The sequence below is a fragment of the Streptomyces varsoviensis genome (genome assembly GCF_000718635.1).
GTDB classification, from domain to species: domain Bacteria; phylum Actinomycetota; class Actinomycetes; order Streptomycetales; family Streptomycetaceae; genus Streptomyces; species Streptomyces varsoviensis.
Window position 1 is genome coordinate 35,924 of sequence record NZ_JOBF01000025.1, and the last position, 11,286, is coordinate 47,209.

The following is an 11,286-nucleotide window of genomic DNA, read 5'->3' on the forward strand; positions in this document are numbered from 1 at the left end:
CGCGAGATGGTGAGTCTTGTGCTTGGGGAGGCGTCGTGGACGACTACGCCGGTCGGGTCCTTGCCGACCGCTATCGCCTTCCGCTGCCGCCGTCCGACGAGTTCGAACTCGTCGAGACCCGGGCCTTCGACTCCTACAGCGGGCAGGAGGTACTCCTCCGGCAGATCCCGCTGCCCGAGGTCGTCGAGGCGGAGGTCGTCGGCGAAGAGGGCCGGCGCCACGGGCCGGCCGCGGGCCCGGGCAGCGGGCGTGTGACCCAGGGGGCCGGCGACCCGGCCGTGCGCCGGGCCCTCGACGCCGCCGGCGCCGCCGCTCAAGTGCCCGACCACCCCCGGCTCGACCAGGTCTTCCACGTCTTCGCCGAGGCCGGCAGCCTGTGGATCGTCAGCGAACTCATCCCCGCCCGCCCGCTGGCCGCGCTCCTCGCCGAACGCACGCTGACCCCGCACCGCGCCGCCGAGGTCGCGGCCGACGTGCTGACCGCCCTGCGCGCCCTGCACGCGCACGGCTGGACCCACCGCAACATCACCGCCCGTACGGTCCTCGTCTGCGACGACGGCCGAGCCGTCCTCACCGGGCTCGCGGCAGGGGCGGCGGAAGAGGCGCTCTGCGGCTACGACCCGGTGCCGGACGAGTCTGCCGGAGGCGGTGGCCCCAGCCCTCGCCCCGCCGTGCCCGCGGGGTCGGTGGGAGGGGGTAACGGGGGAAACGCCGGTCCGGGCGGCTTCGCCGCGGGCCGGCCCGTGGGCCCGCCGGTCGGTGGGCGCGCCGCGATAGCCACCGCCCGCGCGGCCGACGGCGGCTCCGGCCCGCGGCCTCCCGCGCCCGCCCGCAACGGCTCCCCGCCCCAGGCCGCCACCGGGCCCGCCTACCGCGACCAGGGCGCGGCCGGCGGCTTCCTGCCCCAGGCCGCCGCCCATCCCGGGACGGCCGAGCCCCCGCGGAACGGTGCCGCGGGCCCCGACCCGCGCGCCGTACGGGCCGGTGCGATAGCCGCCTACCGCGCCGGAACCCGTGCCGCCGCCGCCCGGACCGACGCCGAGGGGCCGAACGGCCCTGCGCACGCCCCGGGCGCACCCGCACCCGCCCCGGGCGCTCCCTCCCACGCGCCTGGTGGCAACCCGCATGGCCCGGGCGGCGCCCCGCATGGCCCGGGCGGGACGGCGACTTGGGGCGGGGGCAGCGCCGCGAGCGGCACCGCGCCCACGGGGCCCGCGCCGAACAGCGCCGCATGGAACGCGGACGCGCTCGTGAAGACCGGATTGCAGAGCCCCGTGCGGCGGACCGCCGGGTCCGCGGGGGCTGCGGGAGGGGCAGCGGGCGAAGGTGCCGGGGCCCTGACCTCTTCGGGCTCGCCCATGGCCGGGGGCAGCACCGGGCGCGAGGGAGCGTCCGGGGCAGCAGGGGGCGCCGGGGCGAGCGGGTCGGCCGAGGCCCCGGTGACGAGCGGCGGCGGCCACGCGCGTACGGACTCCACCGAGCCATGGGGCCACAGCGGCGGCGACGACCAGCAGGGGCGGGGCCCGCGAACGGCCCTGGACGCCGAACGGGCCCGGCAGGCACGCATGGTGGTCGTGGGCCCCGTCACCGAGCGGTGGGCGCCCGAGCAGGCCGGCCCAGTGCACGAGAACTGGCGGCTGGCACCGCCCGTGGGCCCGGCCGCCGACCTGTGGGCGCTGGGCGCCCTGCTGTTCCGGGCCGTCCAGGGGCACGCGCCATACCCCGAGGAGACCGCCGCCGAACTGGTGCAGCTCGTCTGCGCGGAGCCGCCCGCCTACGCGGAGGAGTGCGGGGCGCTGCGCCCGGTCGTCGAGTCGCTGATGCGCAAGGACCCGACCGAGCGGCCCGACTTCGAGGAGCTGCGGGGCTGGCTGCGCTCCCTGATCCGGTCCGCCCCGGAGCCGGAACTCGGCAGCCGCACCGTCACCGTGCCGTCGATCGGCCCGGGCGCCCCCTCCGACCCGCGTCGGCTGCCCATCAAGCGGCGGCGCGGGGAACTGGTGCGCCGACGGCGCTCCGGCGCGTCCTCGGCCGCACCGCACGGCCGGCACAAGAAGGCTCACAAGGCACCGCACCGCACCGTGACCAAGCAGCCGCGTCCCCCGCGCTCGCAGCGGCTCACCATGGAGCACAGCGAACGGCCCGCCCCTGCCGCTCGCCCGGAGCGGACCGGCAGGCCCGGGCACGAGCGGCAAGGACGCGCGCCCCGGCGACTGGGGCGGCTCCTGCTGCTCCTCATCCTCCTGGCCCTGGCCGGGGCCATCGCCTACGCCCTGCTGTTCATGCCGCGCCAGGAGAAGACCGCGGGCCAGGTGCGTACGGACCGTACGGGGGCGGCCGGCGCGCAGAGCGCCGCGCCCGACGGGACGGGTGCGAAGAGCGCGCCCCGCTCCTCCGCCGCGGCCTCCATGGGGGAGCAGGAGCCCCAGACGTCCGAGCCCGCCGGGGTCGCCAAGGGCTTCACGCTGCGCCAGGACCCGAAGGGGTTCGCGGTGTCCGTGGCCAAGGACTGGCAGCGGCGCGGCGAGAACGCCCGCGGGCAGGTCGTCTACATCGGCGGGGACTACGAACTGATCGTGGTCCCCGGCCGGGACAAGGTCTCCGAGTACGGCGCCGACCCGATGGCGTACCAGCAGGACAAGGAGCCGGAGCTGGCCCCGTACCGCTCGTCGTCCTGGTCGGGCGCCTCGGGGCTGCGCCGCATCGACGTGGGGAGGACGGCGATGGCGGAGGGCACGTTCAACTGGAACGACAGCAGCGGGCGGCAGGTGTACGTGCGCAACGCGGCGATGATCCTCGAAGGCCGCTATCACCTGCTCCAGGTGATCGGCCCGGCCAACGACCAGCGTGCCGTGGACCGGTTCTACGACCAGGCCACCGCGACCTACCGTGCGGAGGCCTGACGGGGCGCCCGACCGGAGTCGGGGCCGGGTACGGAATCGGGCTCCGGCTCGGACTTGGGCTCCGGGTCGGACCTGGGCTCGGAGAACTGTTCGCGCAGCCGGTACTTGAGGACTTTGCGCAGCGTCTCGTTGCGCGGCAGCGCGTCGACCAGTTCGAGCTGCTCCGGGATCTTGTGCACGGAGAGCCCCGCGGTGCGCAGATACGCGGACACGGCGTCGAGGCCGAGTGCGGGCGCCCCGGCGGGCTGTTGCACCACGGCGCAGACCCGTTCTCCGCGGTCCGGGTCGGGGAGGCCGATGACGGCGACGTCCTCGACGTCCGGGTGCTCGTAGAGGAGCCGCTCTATCTCCTGGGCGGAGATGTTCTCGCCCTTGCGGATGATGATGTCCTTCTCGCGGCCGGTGAGCACCAGATGGCCGTCGGGGGTGAGGTGGCCGAGGTCGCCCGTGATGAGGAAGCCGTCGCGATCGAAGGCCTCGGCGGTCTGCGCGGGATCCAGGTAGCCGCGGCAGACGGCCTCGCCCCGCAGCCGTACGGCTCCGTCCCGCCCGGCCGGCAGGGGTGTGCCGTCGGCGTCGACGACGCGGATCTCCATGCCGGCGGGCGGCCGGCCCTCGGTCGTGGCGAGGTTGTGGGGCGTGTCGTCGGGCGCCCCCATGGTGATCATCGGGACCTCGGTCATGCCGTACCCGTGGGTGAGTTGGCAGCCCATCTCGCGGACCACCTCGTAGTAGAGCTCGGGCGGCTTGGCCGCGCCGCCGCCCGCCATGAGCCGCAGGGCGGGCAGGAGCTTGCGCGCCGGGTCCTTGCGCTGCTCGGCGAGGAACATCGCGTAGAAGGCGGTGGAGCCGCCGGCGACCGTGACGCCGTGGCGGCGGTAGGCGTCGAGTGAGCCGGGCATCGCGAAGTGCTCCAGCATGACCGCCGGGAAGCCGCGGAGCAGCAGCATCACCGTGTAGTCGGGGCCAGCGACATGGGCGTACGGGAAGGCCATCGAGCCGACGTCCTCGGCGGTCAGGCGTAGGGCGCGGGCGAGGCAGGTACCGGCGGCGATGAGGCTGCGGTCGGTGTGCAGGACCCCTTTGGGGTCGGAGGTCGTGCCCGAGGTCCAGTAGATCCAGCGGACCGCGGTGCCGTCCGTCGGGGGCGCGGGGAGGAGGGCCGGGTCGCCCTCGGGGAGGGAGTCGTATGCCTCGAAGACGCGCGGGGGCGCCGGGAGTTCGCGACTGAGGCGGTCGGCCATCGCCGCGTGGTCGAAGCCGCGCCAGATGCCGGGTACGGCGAAGAACTCGGCCTCGGCCGCGCGGAGCGCGAAGCCGACCTCGCGGTCGCGGTAGAAGGGGATGAGGGGGGTCTGGACGGCCCCCAGGCGGGCCAGGGCGAAGGTCAGTACGGCCGTCTCGATGCGGGTGGGCAACTGCCAGGCGACCCGGCTGCCGGGGCGGACGCCGAGGCCGTGGAGGCCGGCGGCGACGCGCTCGGCCCGGTCGCGCAGGGCGCCGAAGGTCAGCGTCCGGTCGTCCTCGGGCGCCGCGGCGGCGTCGATGAGGACCGGCGCGTCGGGGGTGCGGGCCGCGCGGCGGTCCAGGAGCTGCCACAGGGTGGGGGAGTTCTCCAGCTCGTGGGCGAGTGGGGTGTCGGTTCCGGGATCAGTGTGCTCGCGCATGAGTGCCGCCTCCGCTGACCTGATGCCCCGTCAGAATCTCCGCGAAGCGTAAGCCGCAGCGCCTTGTCGGTCCAGAGGTAGCGGGGCTAGCCTGCATATCTGACGCCCCATCAGAAATGCTGCTGGAAGCAGACCGCGCCACAGTGATCACCGCCCTGCGGGAGGGGAAACCATGGAGCTACCGCGCATCGTCAGCGTCGACGACCACGTGATCGAGCCCGCGCACCTCTTCGAGACCTGGCTGCCGGCCAGATACCGGGACCGCGGGCCCCAACCGCTGACGGAGGGGATCGGCGAGCTGGAGTACACCGGCGGGAAGTACGTCATCACCATGGACCCCGCCGGCCCCCCGACCGACTGGTGGATCTACGAGGACCTCAAGTTCCCGTACAAGCGCAACATCGCCGCCGTCGGCTTCGACCGCGACGACATGACGCTGGAGGGCATCACCCGCGCCGAGATGCGGCGTGGCTGCTGGGACCCCGCCGAGCGGCTGCGGGACATGGACCTCAACCATGTGGAAGCCTCCCTCTGCTTCCCCACCTTCCCCCGCTTCTGCGGCCAGACCTTCGCCGAGGCGCACGACAAGGAGGTCGCCCTCGCCTGCGTACGGGCCTACAACGACTGGATGGTGGAGGAGTGGTGCGGCGACAGCGGCGGCCGGCTGATCCCGCTGTGCATCATCCCGCTGTGGGACATCGACCTCGCCGTCGCCGAGATCAAGCGGAACGCGGCACGGGGCGTGAAGGCCGTCACCTTCAGCGAGATTCCCACCTACCTGGGGCTGCCGAGCATCCACTCCGGCTACTGGGACCCGTTCTTCGCCATCTGCCAGGAGACCGGCACCGTCGTCAACATGCACATCGGCTCGTCCTCGCAGATGCCCGCGGCCTCCCCGGACGCACCGCCCGCCGTGCAGGCGTCCCTTTCCTTCAACAACGCCATGGCGTCGATGATGGACTTCCTCTTCAGCGGCGTACTGGTGAAGTTCCCCACCCTCAAACTCGCCTACAGCGAGGGGCAGATGGGCTGGATTCCCTACGCCCTGGAGCGCGCGGACGACGTCTGGGAGGAGCACCGGGCATGGGGCGGGGTGCGCGACCTGATCCCCGAGCCTCCGTCCTCCTACTACTACCGGCAGATCTTCTGCTGCTTCTTCCGCGATAAACACGGCGTCGCGTCACTCGATGTGGTGGGCCGCGACAACGCGACCTTCGAGACCGACTACCCCCACGTCGACTCGACCTTCCCCCACACCAAGGAAGTCGCCCTCGACCATGTGAAGGGGCTCGACGACGAGACGGTCTACAAACTCATGCGCGGCAACGCCATCCGGATGCTCGACCTGGACCTCGACCGGGGGCGCCGGAGCTGATGGACCTTTCCTGCACGGAGGAAGAGGAGGACTTCCGGCGGAAGCTGCGCGACTGGCTCGGCACGGCACTGGCCGAACTCCCCCCGAAGCCCGCCGCCACCGACTGGCCGGGCCGCCGGGCCTACGACTGCGCGTGGCAGCGTGCGCTGTACGACGCCGGATACGCCGGACTGCACTGGCCCCGCGACGCCGGGGGCCAGGGGGCCACGCCCACCCAGCACCTGATCTTCCTGGAGGAGACGGAACGGGCGGGCGCGCCCTACGTGGGGGCCAACTTCGTGGGGACGCTGCACGCCGGCCCCACCATCGCGGCCGAGGGGACCCCCGAACAGCGGGCCCGCTGGCTGCCGCCCATCCTGCGCGGCGACGAGGTGTGGTGCCAGGGGTTCTCGGAGCCGGACGCCGGGTCCGACCTGGCGGCGCTGCGGACCCGGGCGGTCCGCGACGGCGATTCCTATGTCGTCAGCGGCAGCAAGATCTGGACCTCGCACGCCGAGATCGCCGACTGGTGCGAACTGCTGGTCCGCACGGACCCCTCGGCCCCCAAGCACCGGGGCATCTCCTGGCTCGCCCTGCCGATGGACGCGCCCGGCGTCACCGTCCGGCCGCTGCGGACGCTGGCCGGGTCCGCGGAGTTCGCCGAGGTGTTCCTCGACGAGGTGCGGGTGCCGGTCTCCCACCGGATCGGGGCGGAGAACGACGGCTGGCGGGTGACCATGGTGACCCTCTCCTTCGAGCGCGGCACGGCCTTCGTCGGCGAGGTCGTCGCCTGCTCGCGGGTGCTGGGCGAGCTGGCCCGTACGGCCCGCGCGAACGGGCTCTGGGACGACGCGGTGCTGCGGCGGCGGCTCGGCCGGCTGTCCGCCGAGTTCCGCGCGCTGTGGCGGCTCACGCAGTGGAACGTCAGCGAGGCGCAGCGGTCGCTGCGCGACGGCGGCAGCGGGGTGCCGGGCGTGGGCGGCTCCGTGTTCAAGCTGCGCTACTCGCAGGCCAGGCAGGAGCTGTACGACGCGGCCGCCGAGGTCCTGGGGGAGGGGGCGCTGGACGTGGACCACGAATGGGTGGCGGACCGGCTGTCGTCGCTGTCGTACACGATCGCGGCCGGTACGTCCCAGATCCAGGCGAACATCGTCGCCGAGCGCATCCTCGGTCTTCCGAAAGGGTGGTGATCATGGACTTTCAGCTGACCGAGGACCAGGAAGCACTACGGAGCGGCACGCGTGAGCTGCTGGCGGGCCGGTTCCCGCGCGAGCGGCTGCGCGCCGCGGCGGATGGCGCCGGGCCGGTCGTCGACCGGGGGCTGTGGCGCGAACTCGGAGCGGCCGGGTTCTTCGGCCTGCGGCTGCCGGAGGACGAGGGCGGCGTGGGGCTCGGGCTGCCCGAGGCCGTGCTCGTTTTCGAGGATGCGGGCCGGGTGCTGCTGCCGGGGCCCCTGGTCGCCACCCACCTCGCGGCCGGGCTCGTGGAGGGGGCGGCGAGCGGTGAGCGGATCGTCGGTATGTGCGACGCGGGGGCGAAGGACCAGCTCTGGGAACACCCGGCGGACTGCGACGAATTGATCTTCCTCGGCGACGGCGGGCCGTACGGCGTGGACGCCTCGTCCCCGGCGGTCACCACAATCCGCTCCGTGGACCCGCTGACGCCGCTGGCCCGCGTCGTGGTGCCCGAGGAGGGCCGCCCGCTGGGGGGCGACGCTTCCCGTCTGCGAGCGGAAGCGGCCCTGCTGACCGCCGCGGAACAGCTCGGCAGCGCCGCCCGTACGGTCGAGATGGCTGTCTCGTATGCCAAGGAGCGCACCCAGTTCGACCGGCCGATCGGGAGCTTCCAGGCGGTGAAGCATCTGTGCGCGCAGATGCTCGTCCGCGCGGAGCTGGCCAGAAGCGCGGTGTACGCGGCGGCCGTCACGCGGGAGCCCGGGGACGTGGCGGCGGCCAAACTGCTCGCCGACGAGGCAGCCGTCCACAACGCCCGCGACTGCTTGCAGGTGCACGGCGGCATGGGGTTCACGTGGGAGGCGGACGTTCATCTGCACCTCAAGCGGGCCTGGCTCAGGGAGCGGCGGTGGCAGTCCACGGCGGCGGGCGAGGAAGCGCTGGCGGAGGAGCTGCTGTCCGAGGGGAATGTCGCGCTATAGAGCCGTCGGGCGAAATCCACCATCTGCACCATATAAGTGGTCACCGAGCGTTGATACCGGGTTGTGTCCTAAGGGTGACTCGTCACAGGGGGGAGTCGGTCCCGGGCTCAGGTACGCTCCCTTGGGTGCGAGTGGTTCTGAGGCGCAACCCCCCTGGCGTTGCCGATGAGGTGACTCCGGAAGGCGGAATGTGCGCCGCTCCCACCGGGTGGAGGCCCGTGAACCTCGATTGTTCGACCCCCCGTGGCGTGCGTCGCACAGTATGCAGCACGCATACTCCTTTGCGCCGGAATATGCCCGAAGCGCTTGTTGGGGTGACTGAACGTCAACCATGCTGTCTCGCACGGGGATCACGGTCCGTGATCTCTCGGAGGTGCGAGGCGATGTGTCCGCCGGTTCGGATGGTGTGAGCGGTGCAGGTGCTTCAGGTGCAGATGGAGATCAGGCCCGACCCCGCGGAGGTGGGGCGCGCCCGGAGGTGGGCCCGCTCGCGGCTCGCCGGTTCGGGGATAGGAGCGGATGAGCCGCTGGCCGACACGCTTCTGCTGCTGATCTCGGAACTGGTCACCAACGCGGTGGTGCACACGGGTTGCCCGGCCGTGCTCCGCATGCTCTTCCCGGTCGTCCGCGCCGGCCTCGGAGGCGACGGACGGCGCGACGGCGACAGCCGTGGCGGGGGCGGCGCGATGGAACCCGGTGTCGGCGTCGGCACGGTCCGGGTGGAGGTCGCCGACATCAGCGCGCGGCCGCCGCGGCAGCGCCACGCGGACGGCGAGGAGACGGGCGGCCGCGGCCTGGAACTGGTCGACGGGCTCGCCGACCGGTGGGGCTGGCGGCCGGAAGGCGCGGGCAAGAGCATCTGGTGCGAGGTGGACCGCGCCCAGTCGCTCTTGATGGGTGCTTATGACGCACCTCGCGCCGTGACAAATGGGGCGTAACCCACAAAGTCCAGACCAGGTGTTGACGTGACGTGTCCGTGTGATCACTCTTGGGTTGAGCGATTCGTCGCGAGGGGACGCCGAGAAGCCGGCTGCGGCCGGAGGACTCGGCGAGTGCGGGTCGCGGCCCGGCGCGTCCGCATGGTCTGAGCGTCGGAGCCGGGTGGCGGTGCGCCGTGCCGTGCTCGGGGCGCGCACCCGCGCACCGCTGCCCGACCGTCCGGCCTGCCGTGGGGCCGAAACGAGTTCACAGGATGGCGACCGGTGCGACCGGCGCCCCCGTGCCGCCGGTGAACGGCTCCGGCGGGGCCGACAGGAGGAACGCGTAGCGGCCTTCCTCCGCGCACGCCTGGGACAGCTCCTCCAGATTCCAGTTCTGGCCTTGGAGCATGCCCATCTCGACGAGGTCGAGGGCGTGCACGGGCAGCCATAGATCGGCTATCTCCGGCGGGAAGATCTCGAAGGTCAGGGTGTCGTTGGCGACGGCCGCCACGTCGCGGGCGTGGAACCACTCCGGCGTCCGGACGGAGAGCCCCGGCGAGGGGAAGGCGTAGGCGTGCTTGTCGCCCGCCAGGTAGTGCTGGATCTGGCCGGTGCGGACGAGCACGATGTCGCCGGAGCGCACCTCGGTGCCGGCCAGCTCCTCCGCGGCCTCCAGATCTTCGGGCGTGACGGCGTGCTCGCCCTCCAGGCGGTCGACGCCCCGGGCGCGGGCGACGTCCAGCAGGACCCCGCGGGAGACGAGCGGCCCCGCCTTCTCGATGCCATGGAACGCGGCTCCGCCATGGGCGGTGATCGAGTCCGCCGGGCGGCCGTTGTAGAGCTTGCCGCCGTGCGAGACATGGGTGAGGCCGTCCCAGTGGGTGGCCGCCTGTAGGCCCATGGTCACCGCGTCGTCGCTGGTGGCGACGGTGCCGGGGCCGAACATCTCCAGATTGACGGCGACCATGGTGTGCAGTGGGTTGACCCTGCCGGGGATCATCCCGGTCTGCACCCCGTCCTGTTGCAGCGGGAGGGCGAGGGGGACGCGGCGCCCGGCCCGTATCGTCGCGGCGGCCGCGCGGACGACGTCGGCGGTGATGAGGTTGAGGGTCCCCAGCTCGTCGGCTTCCCCCCAACGCCCCCAGTTGTTGACGCGCTTGGCGATGTCGTGGAACTCGGGTGGCAGGGCCACGGGTCCTCCTGGGATCGGTTGTCCACTGGGTCTTGTGCTCGGCTCCCGTCTGCTCAAAAATCTAACGGTCCGTCAGAAAACGCGGGAAGGGGCGCGACGTGGGGAACTTCTTGGCAGGCAAGGTGATCGCCGTCACCGGGGCCGGCCGTGGCATCGGACGGGCCGTGGCCCTCGCCTGCGCCGCCGAGGGCGCGAAGGTCGTCGTCAACGACTACGGCGTGTCCATCGAGGGCGGCGAGCCCACCAGCGAGATCGCCGCGTCGGTGGTGAAGGAGATCGAGGCGGCCGACGGCGAGGCCGTCGCCGTCGCGGACGACGTCTCGACGATGGAGGGCGGCCAGCGCATCATCGACACCGCCCTGACGCGGTACGGACGGATCGACGGCGTCGTGTGCGTCGCGGGAATCCTGCGCGAGCGCATGCTCTTCAACATGTCCGAGGAGGAATGGGACCCGGTCATCGCCACCCACCTCAAGGGCACCTTCACCGTCTTCCGGGCCGCCTCGGCGGTGATGCGCAAGCAGGGCAGCGGCACCCTCATCGGTTTCACCAGCGGAAACCACCAGGGCAGCGTCGCGCAGGCCAACTACTCCTCGGCCAAGGGCGGCATCATCTCCCTGGTACGCAGCGCTGCCCTGGGCCTCAACAAATACGGGGTGACCGCGAACTGCGTCGCCCCCGTGGCCCGCACCCGGATGTCGGCGAACGTGCCGATGGAGCTCAAGGAGATCGGCGAACCCGAGGACGTGGCCGCGCTCGTCGTCTACCTGCTCAGTGAACGGGCCCGCGAGGAGAAGATCACCGGACAGGTCTATACGGTCGCCGGCCCCAAGATCGCGGTCTGGGCGCAACCCCGCGAGCTGCGGTCCGCCTACGCGGACGGCGCGTGGACCCCCGAGAAGATCGCCGACTTCCTGCCCGGAACGGTCGGCACGGACCCCATGCCGATGCTGGCGCAACTGGAGGCGATGGCCGCCGCCGCGGCGGCCAAGGAACGCCCCAACGCCTGAGACCGCCGGGGGCGACGCCGAACGCCGACCCCATGTGGCGGCACCGGCCCGCAGCCCGGTCGGCGGCACCGGTCCGTAGCCCGGT

The 11,286-nt window shown here is 72.8% G+C and carries 8 protein-coding genes; 6 read left to right on the forward strand and 2 right to left on the reverse strand.

Translation table 11 applies throughout. The features are described from left to right. Positions 1–35: 35 nt before the first annotated feature. Positions 36–2,903: a protein kinase gene (locus IF55_RS29185; RefSeq protein WP_030887552.1), complete on the forward strand. Its 2,868-nt coding sequence runs from the start codon at positions 36–38 to the stop codon at positions 2,901–2,903. Here the strand turns inward: IF55_RS29185 and IF55_RS29190 are convergent. After that, on the reverse strand, positions 2,885–4,570 hold the full coding sequence (locus tag IF55_RS29190) for a class I adenylate-forming enzyme family protein (RefSeq protein ID WP_078645437.1): 1,686 nt from the start codon (positions 4,568–4,570) through the stop codon (positions 2,885–2,887). The two genes, IF55_RS29185 and IF55_RS29190, sit on opposite strands and share 19 nt — an antisense overlap. Before the next feature lie 172 nt (positions 4,571–4,742). On the opposite strand from IF55_RS29190, the gene IF55_RS29195 reads away from it, so the two are divergent. The 4 genes from IF55_RS29195 to IF55_RS29210 all read left to right on the forward strand — a co-directional run bounded on the left by IF55_RS29195 (position 4,743) and on the right by IF55_RS29210 (position 9,017). Then, entirely contained in the window at positions 4,743–5,945 is a 1,203-nt protein-coding gene (locus IF55_RS29195; protein WP_030887555.1) for an amidohydrolase family protein, read from the forward strand. Further along, entirely contained in the window at positions 5,945–7,114 is a 1,170-nt protein-coding gene (locus IF55_RS29200; RefSeq protein WP_030887558.1) for an acyl-CoA dehydrogenase family protein, read from the forward strand. Before IF55_RS29195 ends, IF55_RS29200 begins: the two co-directional genes overlap by 1 nt. 2 nt (positions 7,115–7,116) lie before the next feature. Next, positions 7,117–8,079: an acyl-CoA dehydrogenase family protein gene (locus tag IF55_RS29205; RefSeq protein WP_030887560.1), complete on the forward strand. Its 963-nt coding sequence runs from the start codon at positions 7,117–7,119 to the stop codon at positions 8,077–8,079. A 413-nt stretch (positions 8,080–8,492) separates the two neighbouring features. Beyond that, positions 8,493–9,017, forward strand: a complete 525-nt coding sequence (locus IF55_RS29210; RefSeq protein ID WP_030887563.1) for an ATP-binding protein — start codon at positions 8,493–8,495, stop codon at positions 9,015–9,017. Positions 9,018–9,264: 247 nt separating this feature from the next. Here the strand turns inward: IF55_RS29210 and IF55_RS29215 are convergent, their stop codons facing one another. Continuing rightward, positions 9,265–10,191: a cyclase family protein gene (locus tag IF55_RS29215; RefSeq protein ID WP_030887565.1), complete on the reverse strand. Its 927-nt coding sequence runs from the start codon at positions 10,189–10,191 to the stop codon at positions 9,265–9,267. 98 nt (positions 10,192–10,289) lie between these two features. Between IF55_RS29215 and IF55_RS29220 the strand changes: the two genes are divergently transcribed. Next, a complete protein-coding gene (locus IF55_RS29220; protein ID WP_030887568.1) occupies positions 10,290–11,201 on the forward strand; it encodes an SDR family oxidoreductase in 912 nt (303 codons plus the stop codon). The last annotated feature ends 85 nt before the right edge of the window (positions 11,202–11,286 follow it).